Source organism: Streptomyces sp. NPDC042100, assembly GCF_055582325.1.
Map to the genome: position 1 here is coordinate 333,933 of NZ_JBVJDK010000008.1, position 16,846 is coordinate 350,778.

The 16,846-nt window shown below is 70.7% G+C and carries 14 protein-coding genes and 1 tRNA gene; 10 read left to right on the forward strand and 5 right to left on the reverse strand.

Annotated features, from left to right (window positions below; genetic code table 11):
* Nucleotides 1–226 precede the first annotated feature (226 nt).
* From eno to ACZ6J5_RS20525, 7 genes are all read left to right on the forward strand, one after another.
* On the forward strand, nucleotides 227–1,513 hold the full coding sequence (gene eno / locus ACZ6J5_RS20495) for a phosphopyruvate hydratase (protein WP_469393441.1): 1,287 nt from the start codon (nucleotides 227–229) through the stop codon (nucleotides 1,511–1,513).
* A 97-nt stretch (nucleotides 1,514–1,610) separates the two neighbouring features.
* Entirely contained in the window at nucleotides 1,611–2,081 is a 471-nt protein-coding gene (locus tag ACZ6J5_RS20500; RefSeq protein ID WP_362477668.1) for an FtsB family cell division protein, read from the forward strand.
* Nucleotides 2,082–2,095: 14 nt separating this feature from the next.
* Nucleotides 2,096–2,635, forward strand: coding sequence for a DUF501 domain-containing protein (locus ACZ6J5_RS20505; RefSeq protein WP_469393443.1), 540 nt, complete (start codon nucleotides 2,096–2,098; stop codon nucleotides 2,633–2,635).
* The gene (locus tag ACZ6J5_RS20510) at nucleotides 2,632–3,552 is read left to right on the forward strand and encodes a Ppx/GppA phosphatase family protein (protein ID WP_469393445.1); all 921 of its coding nucleotides are present in this window, start codon (nucleotides 2,632–2,634) and stop codon (nucleotides 3,550–3,552) included. Before ACZ6J5_RS20505 ends, ACZ6J5_RS20510 begins: the two co-directional genes overlap by 4 nt.
* 380 nt (nucleotides 3,553–3,932) lie before the next feature.
* Nucleotides 3,933–5,318: an NAD(P)/FAD-dependent oxidoreductase gene (locus tag ACZ6J5_RS20515; protein WP_469393447.1), complete on the forward strand. Its 1,386-nt coding sequence runs from the start codon at nucleotides 3,933–3,935 to the stop codon at nucleotides 5,316–5,318.
* A 167-nt stretch (nucleotides 5,319–5,485) separates the two neighbouring features.
* Nucleotides 5,486–6,829 carry a class I SAM-dependent methyltransferase gene (locus ACZ6J5_RS20520; protein ID WP_469393449.1) on the forward strand — a complete coding sequence of 448 codons (1,344 nt, stop codon included), beginning with the start codon at nucleotides 5,486–5,488 and terminating at the stop codon, nucleotides 6,827–6,829.
* Between the two features lie 112 nt (nucleotides 6,830–6,941).
* Entirely contained in the window at nucleotides 6,942–8,153 is a 1,212-nt protein-coding gene (locus ACZ6J5_RS20525) for a phospholipase D-like domain-containing protein (RefSeq protein ID WP_469393451.1), read from the forward strand.
* 59 nt (nucleotides 8,154–8,212) lie between these two features.
* On the opposite strand, the gene ACZ6J5_RS20530 is transcribed toward ACZ6J5_RS20525, so the two are convergent.
* On the reverse strand, nucleotides 8,213–10,741 hold the full coding sequence (locus ACZ6J5_RS20530; protein ID WP_469393453.1) for an ABC transporter permease: 2,529 nt from the start codon (nucleotides 10,739–10,741) through the stop codon (nucleotides 8,213–8,215).
* A 57-nt stretch (nucleotides 10,742–10,798) separates the two neighbouring features.
* Nucleotides 10,799–11,569 (reverse strand): ABC transporter ATP-binding protein, encoded by a 771-nt coding sequence (locus ACZ6J5_RS20535; protein ID WP_469393454.1) that lies wholly within the window; start codon nucleotides 11,567–11,569, stop codon nucleotides 10,799–10,801.
* Between the two features lie 366 nt (nucleotides 11,570–11,935).
* Between ACZ6J5_RS20535 and ACZ6J5_RS20540 the strand changes: the two genes are divergently transcribed.
* Nucleotides 11,936–12,017 (forward strand) — tRNA-Leu (locus tag ACZ6J5_RS20540).
* A gap of 277 nt (nucleotides 12,018–12,294) precedes the next feature.
* Entirely contained in the window at nucleotides 12,295–13,197 is a 903-nt protein-coding gene (locus ACZ6J5_RS20545) for a Bax inhibitor-1/YccA family protein (RefSeq protein ID WP_469393456.1), read from the forward strand.
* Nucleotides 13,198–13,273: 76 nt separating this feature from the next.
* Here the strand turns inward: ACZ6J5_RS20545 and ACZ6J5_RS20550 are convergent, their stop codons facing one another.
* On the reverse strand, nucleotides 13,274–13,834 hold the full coding sequence (locus tag ACZ6J5_RS20550; protein WP_469393458.1) for a TetR/AcrR family transcriptional regulator: 561 nt from the start codon (nucleotides 13,832–13,834) through the stop codon (nucleotides 13,274–13,276).
* Nucleotides 13,835–14,064: 230 nt separating this feature from the next.
* Between ACZ6J5_RS20550 and ACZ6J5_RS20555 the strand changes: the two genes are divergently transcribed.
* A complete protein-coding gene (locus tag ACZ6J5_RS20555; protein ID WP_469393460.1) occupies nucleotides 14,065–14,394 on the forward strand; it encodes a hypothetical protein in 330 nt (109 codons plus the stop codon).
* Between the two features lie 74 nt (nucleotides 14,395–14,468).
* Here the strand turns inward: ACZ6J5_RS20555 and ACZ6J5_RS20560 are convergent, their stop codons facing one another.
* Nucleotides 14,469–15,350, reverse strand: a complete 882-nt coding sequence (locus tag ACZ6J5_RS20560; protein ID WP_469393462.1) for a hypothetical protein — start codon at nucleotides 15,348–15,350, stop codon at nucleotides 14,469–14,471.
* Between the two features lie 211 nt (nucleotides 15,351–15,561).
* On the reverse strand, nucleotides 15,562–16,782 hold the full coding sequence (locus ACZ6J5_RS20565) for an acetyl-CoA C-acetyltransferase (protein WP_469393464.1): 1,221 nt from the start codon (nucleotides 16,780–16,782) through the stop codon (nucleotides 15,562–15,564).
* Nucleotides 16,783–16,846 lie beyond the last annotated feature (64 nt).

The following is a 16,846-nucleotide window of genomic DNA, read 5'->3' on the forward strand; positions in this document are numbered from 1 at the left end:
AGTGCCCTTCCCCCGTGCGCTCCGGACCGGGGTTTCCCCGTTCCAGGCCCTTACCGGTGAGTAGTAAGGGGCCTTTCGTCCCTAGATGGGTGCCGTTGGGTCCTTTTTCGTCCCAGGGGGCGGGCGTCCGGCTGGCCGGAGCGCCAGAGCCGGTTAGGCTCTTGTCGCAAGGCGAAACGAGACCTTGCACCACCGCGTCACACCCAGCGTCACATCCCAGAAGGAGATGCTCGTGCCGTCCATCGACGTCGTCGTAGCCCGGGAAATCCTGGACTCCCGAGGCAACCCCACGGTCGAGGTCGAGGTCGGCCTCGACGACGGCAGCACCGGCCGTGCTGCCGTTCCGTCCGGTGCCTCCACCGGTGCCTTCGAGGCCCTTGAGCTCCGTGACGGTGACCCCAACCGTTACCAGGGCAAGGGCGTCGAGAAGGCCGTCCTCGCGGTCATCGAGCAGATCGGCCCGGAGCTCGTCGGCTACGACGCCACCGAGCAGCGCCTGATCGACCAGGCGATGTTCGACCTGGACGCCACCCCGGACAAGTCCTCGCTCGGCGCCAACGCCATCCTCGGCGTCTCCCTCGCCGTCGCGCACGCCGCCTCCGAGGCCTCCGACCTGCCGCTCTTCCGCTACCTGGGCGGCCCGAACGCGCACCTGCTGCCCGTTCCGATGATGAACATCCTCAACGGTGGGTCGCACGCCGACTCCAACGTGGACATCCAGGAGTTCATGATCGCCCCCATCGGCGCGGAGTCCTTCTCCGAGGCGCTGCGCTGGGGCACCGAGGTCTACCACACCCTCAAGTCCGTCCTGAAGACCAAGGGCCTCTCCACCGGTCTCGGCGACGAGGGCGGCTTCGCCCCGAACCTGGACTCCAACCGCGCCGCCCTCGACCTCATCGTCGAGGCCATCAAGCAGGCCGGCTACGTCCCGGGCAAGGACATCGCGCTCGCGCTCGACTGCGCCGCCTCCGAGTTCTACAAGGACGGCAAGTACGAGTTCGAGGGCAAGTCCCGCTCGGCCGCCGAGATGACCGAGTACTACGAGGAGCTCGTCTCCGCGTACCCGCTGGTCTCCATCGAGGACCCGCTGTTCGAGGACGACTGGGCCGGCTGGAAGGTCATCACCGACAAGCTCGGCGCCAAGGTGCAGCTCGTCGGCGACGACCTCTTCGTCACCAACCCCGAGCGCCTCGCCCGCGGCATCGAGGAGGGCTCCGCGAACGCCCTCCTGGTCAAGGTCAACCAGATCGGCTCGCTGACCGAGACCCTCGACGCCGTCGAGCTCGCCCAGCGCAGCGGCTTCAAGTGCATGATGTCCCACCGCTCCGGCGAGACCGAGGACGTCACCATCGCCGACCTGGCCGTCGCCACCAACTGCGGCCAGATCAAGACCGGCGCCCCGGCCCGCTCCGAGCGCGTCGCCAAGTACAACCAGCTGCTGCGCATCGAGGAGATCCTCGACGACGCCGCGGTCTACGCCGGCCGCAGCGCCTTCCCGCGCTTCAAGGGCTGACACCCGCTCCGCTCCGCACGTCCCCGCACCCGGTCCCGTACCGTGTGCGGGGACGTGCGTGTGAAGAGGGTCGGAAGCTACAGGGGAGGCGTGCGGGATGGCTGTGAAGGACCGGGACCGGTTCTCGACCGCGACCCGGATCAGGCTGCTCGGCGAGCAGACCGCCGCCCGTGTCTACCGCTCCCAGACCCGCCGCCAGGCCCGCCGCTCCCGGCTCACCGGCCGCGCGGCCTTCCTCGCGCTGGTCGTCTGCTCGCTGGTGGTGGCCCTCGCCTACCCGATGCGGCAGTACGTCTCCCAGCAGGGCGAGATCGCCGACCAGCAGCGCAAGGCCGCCGAGGCCGCCCGGCGGGTGGAGGAGCTGCGGGACGAGAAGGCCCGCCTCCAGGACCCCGCCTATGTGCGCCGGCTGGCCCGTGAGCACCTGCACTACGTGATGCCCGGGGAGACCGGCTTCACCGTGACCGACCCGGACGCGGAGCACCGGCCCCGCACCGACCAGGGCGCGACGGACCGCCCCTGGTACGACAACCTGTGGGACGGCGTGGACAGCGCCGACCGCCACTGAACCCAGGACCCACCATGGAAACGCCCCCTCCGCAGACCGCCCCCACCGAGCCGACCGACGCGGACGTCGCCGCGTTCGAGCAGCAGCTCGGCCGGCCGCCTCGTGGTCTGCGCGCCATCGCGCACCGCTGCCCGTGCGGCAACCCCGACGTCGTCGAGACCGCGCCCCGGCTGCCCGACGGCACGCCGTTCCCGACCACGTACTACCTGACCTGCCCCCGGGCGGCCTCGGCGATCGGGACCCTGGAGGCCAACGGGGTCATGAAGGAGATGCAGGCCCGGCTCGCCACCGACCCGGAGCTCGCCGCCGCCTACCGCGCCGCCCACGAGGACTACCTGCGCCGCCGCGACGCCATCGAGGTCCTGGAGGGCTTCCCGAGCGCCGGCGGGATGCCGGACCGGGTCAAGTGCCTGCACGTGCTCGTCGGCCACTCGCTGGTCGCCGGCCCCGGCGTGAACCCCTTCGGCGACGAGGCCCTGGCCATGCTGCCCGAGTGGTGGGCGAAGGGCCCCTGTGTGTCGCCGTGCGGCGACGAGAAGGAGGGCGGCGAGTGACCCGGGTCGCCGGAATCGACTGCGGCACCAACTCCATCCGCCTGCTCGTCGCCGACGTGCACCCGGAGACCGGCGAGCTGATCGAGCTCGACCGCCGGATGACGATCGTCCGGCTCGGCCAGGACGTCGACCGGACCGGCCGCCTCGCCCCCGAGGCACTGGAGCGCACCTTCGCGGCCTGCCGGGAGTACGCGGCCGTCATCGCGGAGTACGGGGTCGGCGCCGACCGGCTGCGCTTCGTCGCGACCTCCGCCTCCCGCGACGCCGAGAACCGGGCCGACTTCGTGGCCGGGGTCGTCGGCATCCTGGGCGTCGAGCCCGAGGTGATCACCGGTGACCAGGAGGCCGCGTTCTCCTTCACCGGCGCCACCGGCGAGCTGACCGGCGACGACCGCCGGCTGGTCGTGGACATCGGCGGCGGCTCCACCGAGTTCGTCGTCGGCAACCGGCACGTCGAGGCCGCCCGCTCGGTCGACATCGGCTGCGTACGCCTCACCGAGCGGCACGTCCGGCACGACCCGCCGACCGCCGACGAGGTCGCCGCGATCCGCGCCGACGTGCGCGCCGCGCTCGACCTGGCCGCCGAGACCGTGCCGCTCGGCGCGGCCGAGACCCTGGTCGGCCTGGCCGGCTCGGTCACCACGGTCGCCGCCGTCGCGCTGGGTCTCCCGGAGTACGACTCCACGAAGATCCACCACGCCCGGATCTCCCGCGCGCGGGTCGACGAGGTGCTGGCCCGGCTGCTCGCCTCCACCCACGACGAGCGCGCCGCGATCCCGGTGATCCACCCGGGGCGGGTGGACGTGATCATCGCCGGGACCCTGGTCCTCGTCGAGATCATGGAGCGCACCGGCGCCGCCGAGGTGGTCGTCAGCGAGCACGACATCCTCGATGGGATCGCGCTATCCGTCGCATAGTGGGCGCCTATGAGCCCTGACAGGGGCCTCTCCGCGACACGCCGTCGGAAAAGTTCGTGAAGTTCTTCACAAGAGAAAGGGCCCTGTTGGAGCCCCTGGAGGCCCTTTGGTCCCTCCAGGGGGGTTCCCAGGGCCCTTTCGCAGGTCTGGAGGCCACTTCGCTCGATGTTTCCATCGTGTGAACGCACCCCATGGTTCTGCGTTGCGTAAGGCTCTCCGGGCCAGTTCACAGGGGGTGAACAACGTCCACCGGCACCCCGTGGTTCCTTTGCTGGACCATGACCTGGGTCACGTGGGCGGCGGAGTGTAGCAGAGGACCCCGGCACGCTTGTGAAGGGGCGCACGAGCAACCCCCCAGGCAGGGGTGGATACTCGGATGCATGAGCACCACGGAGCGTCCCAGGATCCTCGTAGTAGGCGGCGGGTACGTAGGCCTGTACGCAGCTCGGCGCATCCTCAAGAAGATGCGCTACGCGGAGGCGACCGTCACGGTCGTCGACCCGCGGTCGTACATGACCTACCAGCCCTTCCTCCCCGAAGCCGCCGCCGGCAGCATCTCGCCGCGCCACGTCGTCGTCCCGCTGCGACGCGTCGTGCGCGGAGCGGAGGTGCTCACCGGCCGGGTCACCACCATCGACCAGGACCGCAAGGTCGCCACGGTCTCGCCGCTCGTCGGCGAGGCCTACGAGCTGCCCTTCGACTACCTGGTCATCGCGATGGGTGCCGTCTCCCGCACCTTCCCGATCCCCGGCCTCGCCGAGCAGGGCATCGGCATGAAGGGCATCGAGGAGGCCATCGGCCTGCGCAACCACGTGCTTGAGCAGCTCGACAAGGCCGACTCGACGACCGATGAGGAGGTCCGCCGCAAGGCGCTGACCTTCGTCTTCGTGGGCGGCGGCTTCGCCGGCGCGGAGACCATCGGCGAGGTCGAGGACATGGCCCGCGACGCGTCGAAGTACTACCAGAACGTGAAGCGCGAGGACATGCGCTTCATCCTGGTCGACGCCGCCGACAAGATCCTTCCCGAGGTCGGCCCGAAGCTCGGCCAGTACGGCAAGGAGCACCTTGAGGGCCGTGGCATCGAGATCTACCTCCAGACCTCGATGGACTCCTGCGTCGACGGCCACGTCGTGCTGAAGAACGGCCTTGAGGTCGACTCCAACACGATCGTCTGGACCGCCGGCGTGAAGCCGAACCCGGCGCTCTCCCGCTTCGGTCTGCCGCTCGGCCCCCGCGGCCACGTGGACTGCAACGAGAAGCTCCAGGTCAACGGCCTGGACTACGTGTGGGCCGCGGGCGACAACGCCCAGGTCCCGGACCTGGCCGCGATCAAGGCCGGCGTCCCGGCCGAGCGCGCCTGGTGCCCGCCGAACGCCCAGCACGCGCTGCGCCAGGCCAAGGTCCTCGGCGACAACGTGGTGTCCGGGATGCGCGGCTTCCCGCAGAAGGAGTACTCCCACTCCAACAAGGGCGCCGTCGCGGGTCTCGGCCTGCACAAGGGCGTCGCGATGATCGTCCTGGGCAAGACGAAGATCAAGCTCAAGGGCCGTCTCGCCTGGTACATGCACCGTGGCTACCACGGCATGGCCATGCCGACCTGGAACCGCAAGATCCGTGTCTTCGCCGACTGGACCCTCGCCATGTTCCTGAAGCGCGAGGTCGTCTCCCTGGGCGCCATGGAGACCCCGCGCGAGGAGTTCTACGAGGCGGCCAAGCCCGCTCCGGCGCCGGCCGCCCCGGTGCAGGAGAAGGCCAAGGCTTCCTAGGCTCCACCCCGTTCCCCCCGAAAGGGCCGTCCGCCATCCGTGGTGCGGACGGCCCTTTCGCGTGTTTTTCCGGACCGGTCGTGCTCGAACGGGACTGGAACGCCTACCGGCGGTGTTCCCATGGTGACAGGCATTTCTGGGGCACGAGATCACGGAGGTGTTTCATCATGGCCGACGCCGCGACGCGGCTGACCGCCCTCGCCGAGGACGTGCTGGGAGTCCCGTTCCCCGTGCGGCTGCGCACCTGGGACGGTGGCGAAGCAGGACCCGCGGACGGCCCCGTACTGATCATCCGCGACCGCCGCGCCCTGCGCCGGCTGCTGTGGAAGCCGGGGGAGCTCGGGCTCGCGCGGGCCTGGGTGGCGGGGGAGATCGACGTCGAGGGGGACCTGTACACGGTCCTCGACCGGCTCGCCGGCGTGCTCTGGGAGCGCGGCGGGGAGTCGCGCGGGCTGCTGGAGAGCGCCCGGGACCCGAAGGCGCGGGCCGCCGTGGCGGCGCTGCTGAAGCTGGCCGGGCCCTTCCCGCCGCCGAAGCCGCCGGTGGAGGAGATGCGCGGGCGCAGCGGGGCCCGGCATACCCGGCGCCGCGACAAGCAGGCGATCAGCCACCACTACGACGTGGGCAACGACTTCTACGCGCTGGTGCTGGGCCCGTCGATGGTCTACTCGTGCGCGTACTGGACCGAGGGCGGCTCGCTGGAGGAGGCCCAGCGGGACAAGCTCGACCTGATCGCCCGCAAGCTGGCCCTGAAGGAGGGCGACCGGCTGCTCGACGTCGGCTGCGGCTGGGGCTCGATGGCGATCCACGCGGCCCGTGAGTACGGCGCCCGGGTCGTCGGGGTCACCCTCTCCCGGGAGCAGGCGGCGTTCGCCCGCAAGCGGATCGCGGAGGAGGGGCTGACCGACCGGATCGAGATCCGGGTGCAGGACTACCGGGACGTGGCGGACGGCCCGTTCGACGCGATCTCCTCGATCGGCATGGCCGAGCACGTGGGCACGGTGAAGTACCGGGAGTACGCGGACGCGCTGTACGGCCTCCTGAAGCCCGGCGGGCGGCTGCTGAACCACCAGATCTCGCGCCGCCCGGAGCCGGACGAGGAGGCGTACGAGGTGGACGAGTTCATCGACGCGTACGTCTTCCCGGACGGCGAACTGGCGCCGATGGGCCGCACCCTGACGACCCTTGAGGACGCGGGCTTCGAGGTGCGGGACGTGGAGGCGATCCGCGAGCACTACGCGCTGACGCTGCGCCGCTGGGTGGCGAACCTGGAGGCGGAGTGGGACCGGGCGGTGCGGCTGACCTCGCCGGGCCGGGCGCGGATCTGGCGCCTGTACATGGCGGCCTCGGCGGTCTCCTTCGAGCGCAACCGGATCGGGGTGAACCAGTTCCTGGCGGTGCGGACGCCGGGCTCGGGCGCCTCGCGCGTGGCGCTGCGGCCGAGGGTGTGGAGCGAGTCCGCCGGGACGGTGGGGGCGGCCGACTCCGCCGGGGCGGCCGAGGGGCGCTGATACGTTCGGACCTTCGGGATCCGGAAGGCGGGGTGCCGGTACGGACCGGCACCCCGTACTTTCCTGTCCGGATTGTCATGCATATGCCGTTACTGCACCCCAGGGGGCCCCTTTGCGCCGTCTCGCCCGACTCACCCTCGCCGTGGCCTGTGCCGCGGGCCTGCTCGCGGCCTCCCCGGCCCCGGCCGGCGCCGCGACCGCCGCCCCGGCCGCCGTCACCACGACCGCCACCTTCAACGACCCCTCCGGCGACGCCGCCGCCCAGGACCGGGTCCGCGACCACATCGTCGGCCTCATCGGCCAGACCCCGGCGGGCGCCACCATCACCGCCGGGCTCTACACCTTCACCGACGACACCGTCACCGACGCGCTCGGCGCCGCCAAGGACCGCGGCGTGAACGTCAAGGTCGTCGTCGACCACACCTCCGTCACCATGACCGGCGGCGAGTACACCCGCCTCGTCGCCCGCCTCGGCACCGACCGCGCCCAGGGCTCCTGGGTCTTCGCCTGCCCCGCCGGCCGAGGCTGCATCGGCTCCCGGCAGCTCCCCGGCGACCCCGACGGCGCCATCAACCACAACAAGTTCTGGCTGTTCTCGAACACCGGCGGCGCGAACGACGTCGTCGTGCAGACCTCCGCCAACATGACCGGCGTCCAGCGCACCGACCTCTTCAACAACGCCGTCACCATCGTCGACAGCGGCCTCTACGGCATCTACCAGGACTACTTCGCCGACCTGCTGACCCACGGCAGCTCCACCAGCGGCCTGTCCCACTACTACAAGACCCCGGCCAGCGGCCCGTACAAGGCGTACTTCTTCCCGCGCAAGGAGGCCGCCGGGACCACGTACGACAACGACGCCTCGACCGACACCGTGAAGCTGATCCTGGACAACGTCTCCTGCGCGGGCGGCACCCAGGTCCGGATGGCCGCCAACCTCTTCACCCGCAAGGAGGTCGCCACCAAGCTGGTCGCCCTCAAGAACGCCGGCTGCTCGGTGGTCCTCGCCCACGACGGCGCCGCCGGCTCCATGGGCGCCACCGTCGAGTCGATCGTCTCCGGCAAGCTCACCCAGCGCGTCGAGTGCGCCGAGAACCGGGGCGCTGGTGTGGCCAAGGCGGGCCTGCACTCCAAGTACCTGCTGATCGAGGGCACGTACGACGGGGTGGCCGGGCGCAAGCTGGTGTGGACCGGCAGCCACAACTACACCTACCCGGCGCTGCGGGCCAACGACGAGACCCTGCTCAAGATCGACGACCCGGCGCTCTACGCCCAGTTCAAGGCCAACCACCAGTACCTGATGACGTACTGCGCGGGCAGCTGACCGTACGCCGGAGGGCCGGGCTCCCCAGGGGAACCCGGCCCTCCGGCGCGTACGGGGTGTTACTCGGCCTTGATCGCGGCCAGCATGTTCAGCTTCGCCGCGCTGCGGGCGGGCCAGAGCGAGGCCAGCACGCCGACCAGTCCGGCGAGGAGCAGGAAGATCCCGATCCGGCCCCACGGCAGCACCAGCGCGTAGTCCGGCAGGCTGCTCTTCAGCGTCTCGCCGATCGCCCAGCCGAGGAAGGAGCCGAGGCCGATGCCGACGACCGCGCCGAACAGCGAGATGACCACGGCCTCCAGGCGGACCATCCGCTTCACCCGGCGCCGGTCGAGACCGATCGCCCGCAGCATCCCGATCTCCTGCTGACGCTCGAAGACCGACATGGCCAGCGTGTTGACGACACCGAGGACCGCGATGATCAGGGCCATCGCCAGCAGGCCGTACATGATGTTCAGCATCATGTTGATGGCGCCGCCGAAGTTGTCCTTGATGTCCTTCTGGTCCATCACCGTGATGGCCGGGTTGTCGCCCAGGGCCTTCATCAGGGACTTCTCGGCCGAGGCGGAGGCCCCGGCGTCCATCTTGACGAGGATCTGCGGGATGTACGGCTTGGGGTCGTGCGCGTTGAGGATCTTCGCGTCCAGGACCAGCGGCGAGACGAACTCGCTGGCCTCGTAGACCGCGCCGACCGTCAGCGAGCCCTTCTTCTTGTCCGAGAACTCGACCGGCAGCGTCTGGCCGACCTTCCAGCCCTGCTTCTCGGCCGTCTTGTCGTCGACGGCGATCTGGCCCTGGGCGAGCGAGCCCAGCGAGCCGTCGACCACCTTCAGGTTGAGGACCTTCTCGACGGCGCCCGGGGTGACACCGGAGGCGGACTTGAAGTCGCCCTTCACCTGGAGGTAGCCGGCCTGCTGGGGCGAGACGGCGGTCAGGCCGGGGGTCTTGCTCACGGCGTCCAGGGCGGCCTGGTTGAGGCCGTCCCCGCTCGCCATGGAGATCATGTAGTCGGCCTTGACCTGGTCGGTCGTCATCCGGTCCAGGGCCGAGCCGACCGTGGCGCCGAGCACCGAGAGGCCGGTGACCAGGGTGAGGCCGATGGCCAGCGCGGAGGCCGTGGCACCGGTGCGGCGCGGGTTGCGGACCGCGTTCTGACCGGCCAGCGCACCGGCCACGCCGAAGGTCTTCAGGAGCGGGCGGGCCAGCGCGATCACCGGGCGGGACAGCAGCGGGATCAGCACGATGACGCCGATGAGCGCGAGGAACGCGCCGCCGGCGATCAGCATCCGGCCGGACTCGCCGCCGGAGCCGGCGCCGCCGACGATGCAGACCGCGCCGATGGCGGTGATGATCGCGCCGAGGGTGTTGCGCAGCACCAGGGACTTGGTGGAGGCCACCGCGTGGACGCTGCTCATGGCGGCGACCGGCGGGATCTTGGCGGCGCGGCGGCCCGGCAGCCAGGCGGCCAGCATGGTGACCAGGATGCCGACGCCGAGCGCGGAGAGCAGCGGGGTCGAGCCGATGACGAGGTCACCGGCCGGGACCTTCATGCCGAAGGAGCTCATCGCGGAGCGCAGACCGGCCGCGAGACCGATGCCGAGGACGAAGCCGACCACGGAGGCGACCACGCCGACCAGACCGGCCTCGGCGAGGACGGAGCGGGTGATCTGCTTGCGGGAGGCGCCGACGGCGCGCATCAGCGCGAGTTCCTTGGTGCGCTGGGCGACCAGCATGGTGAAGGTGTTGGAGATCAGGAAGATGCCGACGAAGAGCGCGATGCCGGCGAAGCCGAGCAGCATCTGGTTGAGCGCGCCGAGGCCGTCCTCGATCTGCTTGGCCTGCTGGTCGGCGAGCGCCTTGCCGGTCTGGGCCTGGGCGGTGTCGCCGACGACCTTCTCCACGTCGGCGAGGATCTTCGCGTCGTCGGCGCCGAGCTTGGCCGTCACGGTGATGTCGAAGAAGTGGCCGGGCTTGAGGTAGAGCTTCTGCGCGGTGACGGTGTCGAACAGCACCAGGCTGCCGCCGGCGTTCACGGCGCCGTCCTCGGTGGTGAAGACACCGGAGAGGGTGTACGTCTCGACCGGGCCGTTGGTGGCCACCCGGACCGGGTCGCCGACCTTGTAGCCGCCCTTGTCGGCCGACTCCTTGTCGAGCGCGATCTGGTCGTCCGCGACGGGGCCGGTGCCGCTGGTGAAGGCGTACGCCGCGTCCTTGCCGTCCTGGCCGGGGGCGAAGTTGGTGCCCTTGTTGGACCAGCCGACGCCGATCAGCTTGCCGTTCTTGTCCGGGACGCCCGCGAAGCCGTTGACCCGGCCGGTCGCCCCGGCGACGCCGTCGAGCCCGGCGATCTTCTGCCGGGTCTGCTCGGTGAGGCCCGGCGTCTGGTTCGGGTCGTGCTGGTTCGGCGCGGCGCTGACGGCGACGGCGACGTCGTCGTAGCTCTTGGCCGACTGGTTGCGGAAGGCGTTGGAGAGGGTGTCGGTGAAGACCAGGGTGCCGGAGACGAAGGCCACGCCGAGCATGACGGCGAGGACGGTCATCAGCAGCCTGGCCTTGTGCGCGAGCACGTTGCGCAGGGCGGTACGGAACATGGGTGGGGTCCTGAACGGAAGCAGGGGCGGGAGGACGGGGTGCGGCGCGGGGCCGCGTCAGCTCGTGCGGCCCTTGGCGTCGAAGGCCTTCATGCGGTCGAGCACGCCGTCCGCCGTGGGGTGGAGCATCTCGTCGACGATCCGGCCGTCCGCCAGGAAGATCACGCGGTCCGCGTAGGAGGCGGCGACCGGGTCGTGGGTCACCATCACCACGGTCTGGCCGAGCTCGCGGACCGAGTTGCGCAGGAAGCCCAGCACCTCGGCGCCGGAGCGCGAGTCCAGGTTTCCGGTCGGCTCGTCACCGAAGATGATCTCGGGCTTGGAGGCCAGCGCGCGGGCCACGGCCACGCGCTGCTGCTGGCCGCCGGAGAGCTGGGCGGGGCGGTGGCTGAGCCGGCCGGAGAGGCCGATCATGTCGATGACGTTCTGCACCCACTGCTTGTCGGGCTTGCGGCCCGCGATGTCCATCGGCAGCGTGATGTTCTCCAGCGCCGTCAGGGTCGGCAGCAGGTTGAACGCCTGGAAGATGAAGCCGATCTTGTCCCGGCGGAGCTGCGTGAGCTGCTTGTCCTTGAGGCTGCCGAGCTCGGTGTCACCGATCCGCACCGAGCCGGAGCTGAAGGAGTCGAGCCCGGCGACGCAGTGCATGAGCGTGGACTTGCCGGAGCCGGAGGGCCCCATGATCGCGGTGAACTCGCCCTGCCGGAAGTCCACGGTGACATGGTCGAGGGCGACCACCTGGGTCTCGCCCTGTCCGTAGACCTTGGAGAGGTCGGTGGCGCGGGCGGCCACCGCGGTCGAGCGGGGCACGGTGGGAGTGGTGGTCACGACGGACTCCTGTCACTGCGACTGTTCGGGAACCACTCCATCGTTTCGAACGTTCTGGGCCGCAGCGTCCCTCCACGTGCCCGTTCCAGGGGCAGCCTGGAGTCGGACCGGGGGTCCCGGCTCTCCTCCTGAGGTATGACAGCGACCCTGATCTTGACGGACTCTGTGCGGACTGTCGGCGAGTTTTCGTCAATCCGGCGCCCCGCGCTTCGCCCCCGCGATCCCCAGGACCCTTTCCCGAAGGGGCCTCACCTGCACTGACAGTCCCTCAGGTGTCAATAAAATAAGACAACATCGGGAAGAGCGTTCCGCTGAACGAGCGACCCGCCCGGATAGGCTCATGTGCCAACGCGGAGCTTCGCGAACGCCCGGATGGTGGAATGCAGACACGGCGAGCTTAAACCTCGCTGGCCTCCAGGCCGTACCGGTTCGAATCCGGTTCCGGGCACTGCCTCCTCCCGCCCCTCGCCTGTGAAGATGAGGGGTTTTTGGCGCATTAGTCGCTTTCGTCGCTTTCGGCGGGATTCGGGGTCGCCCTGGGGTGCCCCTCGCGATCCCCTGGGGCGACGAAGCCGCCAGGACCGGCCTCCGGCGCGCTCGTCTTCCTTCCCGTCTCCTTCTCCTCCCCTTACGTTCCAAAGATCCTCCCCGAGCACTAGGGAGTTTCTTTTGCTTCCCTATTACTCTTGAGGGGACGCCGCGCAGTGCGGCCATGGAGGAGTGAGATGAGGAGCAGCAACCCGGTCTTCTCGCGACGGGGGTTCAGCCGCGACAACGGCTACGCCGGCTTCAACGCGCAGCAGCCGCAGGCCGGGGGCCCCGCCGTCGGAACAAACCCGTACGCCACCGGCACCCCGTACACCGAGGGCACGGCCAACCCGTACGCGACCAACCCGTACGCGCCGCAGGACACCGCGCTCGGTGCGCCGCAGCAGGCGCGCGGCAACGTGATGACGATCGACGACGTGGTGAGCCGCACGGCCATGACGCTCGGTACGGTCGTGCTCACCGCCGTGCTGGCCTGGCTGCTGCTGCCGGTCGACCCGGCGAACCTGGGCAAGTCCTACGGCATCGCGATCGGCGCCGCCCTGGTGGCGCTGGTGCTGTCGCTGGTCCAGTCGTTCAAGCGGAAGCCGTCGCCGGCGCTGATCCTGGGCTACGCGGCCTTCGAGGGCGTCTTCCTCGGTGTGATCTCCGCCGCCGTCTCGACGTACATCGCCGACGGCGTGGTCATCCAGGCCGTGCTCGGCACCATGGCGGTCTTCGCCGGTGTGCTGATCGCGTACAAGATGCGCTGGATCCGCGTCACCCGCCGCTTCTACGGCTTCGTGATGGCCGCCGCGATGGGCTTCATGCTGCTCATGGTGGTCAACCTGCTGTTCGCGGTCTTCGCGGGCGGTGACGGCCTCGGCTTCCGCAGCGGCGGCCTCGGCATCCTCTTCGGTGTCATCGGCATCGTCCTCGGCGCCTGCTTCCTCGCCCTCGACTTCAAGCAGGTCGAGGACGGCATCACGTACGGCGCTCCGCGCGAGGAGTCCTGGCTGGCGGCCTTCGGCCTCACCATGACCCTGGTGTGGATCTACCTGGAGGCGCTGCGTCTCCTGTCGATCCTGCAGGGCGACGACTGACCCGTCAGCGGGTGAGCGAAGGGCCCGTCCGGCGTCAGCCGGGCGGGCCCTTCCGCGTGTCCGGGGGGGGGCGGGCTCAGGAGACCGCGGCGTCGAGCAGGACCCTCGCCGCGTCCTTGGCCTGCGCGGCGGGCTCCGAGGTGCCGTTGATGCCCGCCACGGCCATGGCCCCGTTCGCCAGCAGGGCGAGCTGGTCGGCGAGGGCGGGCGGGGCGTTCAGCGCGGTGGTCTGCTCGGCGAAGTAGTCCCGCAGGGCCTGCTTGTGCCCTCGGGCGATCTCGGCGATGTCCGGGGAGATGCCGCCCATCTCACCGAAGGTGTTGATGAAGGCGCAGCCCCGGAAGCCGGGGTCGGCGAACCAGCCGCCGAGGTAGTCGAAGACCGCCAGGCAGCGCCCGTACGGGGTGGTGGCGTGGGTGGCGCCATGGGCGGCGATGGCCTCCCGGACGGCCCCGTCGCGCCGCTTGAGGACCGCCCAGACGAGGTGGTCCTTGGAGGGGTAGAGCTGGTAGACGCGCTTCAGGGAGACGCCCGAGGCGCCTCGGATGGCGTCCATTCCCACGGCCTGCACCCCCCGCTCGTCGAACAGCGCCTCGGCCGTCTCCAGGAGCTTCAGTTCGGCGGTCTCCGCGTCCATCCCGCTCACTCCTCCGCGCTCGCGCTTACGTTGAGAACCATCGTTCTCCTCACTCTACAAGGCATTGAGAGAACGATCGTTCTCTCTCGGAGGAGGGGGCATCCCGTGTCCGTTTTCGCGCTGCGCGGCCGCACCGAGACCATCGACGGCCTGGAGGTCCTCTACCGGGAGGCCGGCGACCCGTCCCGGCCCGTTGGCCCTGGCGCCCGGGCGGCGCATAGGCTCGCACCGTGCGTGATACGAGTGGACTGACCGCCGCCGCAGAGCGGTTCGCCGACCGGCTGCGGGCCGCTCCGCAGAGCCGCCTCCAGCGCGGTGCCGCCGCCGAAGGGCTGGCGCTGGCGAGGGAGTTGGCGTGCCGGGCGCAGCGCGTCGAGTTCCCGGACCGGGAGCCGGCCGAGCTGCCGGACGCCGGGGTCTTCGTCGTCGCCGACCAGCTGGCGGTCGCCGCCGCGGACCTGGCCGAGGCACTGCGAACGGCCCCGGCGGAGTCCCCCGGAGGGGACCTGGACGAGGCCGTGGGGCTGGTGCGGGAGGCGGAGGCCCGCTCGGGCCTCTAGACGCCTCGGAGGGCGCGGGAGGAGCGATCCCCGGCGCCCCGGTGCGGGCGGGAGGCGGTGGGGTCGCGGGGCGGTCAGAGGCTCGCGATCACGCGGTCCGCGAGGATGTAGACGTTGTCCTCCGCGGCCTCGCCGCAGGAGAAGGTCAGGGCGTAGGCGCCGGAGACGCCCGAGCCGCCCAGCAGGACCGGGGTGTGGCCGGAACGCAGCGCCTCGGCGAGCCGCTCGGCGGTCTCCCGGTGGCCGGGGGTCATACAGAGCGTGGTGCCGTCGGCGAAGACGTACACGTCCAGGGTGCCCAGCGGGCCGGGGCGGACGTCGGTCAGCGCCGTGCGGGTGTCCGCCAGCTCCTCCAGGCGCGCCACCGTGCGCTCGTGGTCGGTGACCACGGGGGTCTGGACCGGCACGAAGTCGGGGTGCGAGGGGTGCCGGCGGCGGGCCGCGGCGAGCTCGGGGGAGTCGTCCGGGTACTCGGCGGCGCCGGCCGGCTCCGGGAACTCGTCGAAGGCGTCGAAGGTGTCGAAGGCGTCCAGCGGGTCGGCGCCGTCGAGCGCGGCGGCCTCGGCCTCCATGGCCTCCAGCGCCATTGCCTCCAGGCCCACGAAATCGGCCTGGCGGGGCACGAAGTACGGGCCGGTCTCGTCGGCCGGGCCGAGCGGCCCGCCGAGCAGGGAGGGGGCGTCGGCGGCGTCTCTGGCCTCCTGCGCGGCCCAGAAGGCGCGCGCCTCGGCCAGCTCGCGCTCGCGCTCCTCGGCCAGCGCCTCGGCGACCGCGGCTCGTATCTCGGCGGCCGGCGTCTGGCGGGCGTGCGGGACGGACGGGCCGTTGGCGGCGGCGAGTTCGCCACGCAGCGCGGTGACCTGCTTACGGAGAGCGTGGGCGGAGTGCAGAGCGGCGACGCCCACGGCCGTGGCAGCGGCCGTGGTCACCAGCAGGGCAAGAGACAGTGCGCTCACTGACGTACTCCCGATTCGAGTCGATCCCCCGACTTCCTACCTCAGCTTGGCGCGGGGTGGTGCTCCCTGTCAGTGCATTACGTCACGAAATGGACAGGTATTTCGGCTGGGTGTTTAGTCCTGATGTGGCTGTGACCTGCGCAAACGGCTCTCCCCCGGGACGTAGGTCACATCCTGGGGGAGATTCGGTCACGGCTTGGACGCGGGGTGGTTAGGAGAGGCGCTCGATGACCATCGCCATGCCCTGGCCGCCGCCCACGCACATGGTCTCCAGGCCGAACTGCTTGTCGTGGAACTGGAGGCTGTTGATGAGCGTGCCGGTGATCCGGGCGCCCGTCATGCCGAAGGGGTGGCCGACGGCGATGGCGCCGCCGTTGACGTTGACCTTGTCCAGGTCGAAGCCGAGGTCGCGGTAGGAGGGGATCACCTGCGCGGCGAAGGCCTCGTTGATCTCGACCAGGTCGATGTCCGAGGCGGACAGGCCGGCGCGGCCGAGGGCCTGCTTGGAGGCCTCGACCGGGCCGAGGCCCATGATCTCGGGGGAGAGGCCGGAGACGCCGGTGGAGACGATCCGGGCCAGCGGGGTCAGGCCCAGCTCGCGCGCCTTGGTGTCGGACATGATCACGAGCGCGGCGGCGCCGTCGTTCAGCGGGCAGCAGTTGCCGGCGGTGACCAGGCCGTCGGGGCGGAAGACCGGCTTGAGGCCGGAGACGCCCTCCAGGGTGACACCAGCGCGCGGGCCGTCGTCGGCGGAGACGACGGTGCCGTCGGGCAGCGTCACCGGGGTGATCTCGCGCTCCCAGAAGCCGTTCTTGATGGCCTGCTCGGTGAGGTTCTGCGACCGTACGCCGAACTCGTCCATCTCCTGGCGGGTGACGCCCTTCCAGCGGGCCAGGTTCTCGGCGGTCTGGCCCATGGCGATGTACGCGTCGGGGACCAGGCCGTCCTCGCGCGGGTCGTGCCAGGTGGAGCCCTCGGACTCGGCGACGGCCTTGGTGCGGGCCTCGGCCTCGGCGAAGAGCGGGTTGTGGGTGTCGGGCCAGGAGTCCGAGTTGCCCTTGGCGAAGCGCGAGACCATCTCGACGCCGGCCGAGATGAAGACGTCGCCCTCGCCCGCCTTGATCGCGTGCAGCGCCATCCGCGAGGTCTGCAGCGAGGAGGAGCAGTAGCGGGTGATCGTGCAGCCCGGGAGGTGGTCCATGCCCATCTGCACGGCCACGATCCGGCCCAGGTTGTTGCCCTGCTCGCCGCCGGGCAGGCCGCAGCCGAGCATCAGGTCGTCGATGTCGCGCGGGTCCAGCTCGGGGACCTTGGCGAGGGCGGCCTGGATGATCGTGGCGGTGAGGTCGTCGGGCCGCAGGTCCTTCAGGGAGCCCTTGAAGGCCCGGCCGATGGGGGAGCGGGCGGTCGAGACGATCACGGCTTCGGGCATCACGGCTCCAGGAGGGTGCTGGGTGGGCGGACTGAAAGGGAAGTTACCCGTACGTACCGCATGG

Bases quoted from the DNA above. Each gene is read 5' to 3' on its own strand.
- ACZ6J5_RS20565 (WP_469393464.1), bottom strand. From the start codon at position 16,782: ATGCCCGAAGCCGTGATCGTCTCGACCGCCCGCTCCCCCATCGGCCGG.
- ACZ6J5_RS20530 (WP_469393453.1), bottom strand. From the start codon at position 10,741: ATGTTCCGTACCGCCCTGCGCAACGTGCTCGCGCACAAGGCCAGGCTG.
- ACZ6J5_RS20550 (WP_469393458.1), bottom strand. From the start codon at position 13,834: ATGGACGCGGAGACCGCCGAACTGAAGCTCCTGGAGACGGCCGAGGCG.
- ACZ6J5_RS20515 (WP_469393447.1), top strand. From the start codon at position 3,933: ATGAGCACCACGGAGCGTCCCAGGATCCTCGTAGTAGGCGGCGGGTAC.
- ACZ6J5_RS20545 (WP_469393456.1), top strand. From the start codon at position 12,295: ATGAGGAGCAGCAACCCGGTCTTCTCGCGACGGGGGTTCAGCCGCGAC.
- eno (WP_469393441.1), top strand. From the start codon at position 227: ATGCTCGTGCCGTCCATCGACGTCGTCGTAGCCCGGGAAATCCTGGAC.
- ACZ6J5_RS20505 (WP_469393443.1), top strand. From the start codon at position 2,096: ATGGAAACGCCCCCTCCGCAGACCGCCCCCACCGAGCCGACCGACGCG.
- ACZ6J5_RS20500 (WP_362477668.1), top strand. From the start codon at position 1,611: ATGGCTGTGAAGGACCGGGACCGGTTCTCGACCGCGACCCGGATCAGG.
- ACZ6J5_RS20520 (WP_469393449.1), top strand. From the start codon at position 5,486: ATGGCCGACGCCGCGACGCGGCTGACCGCCCTCGCCGAGGACGTGCTG.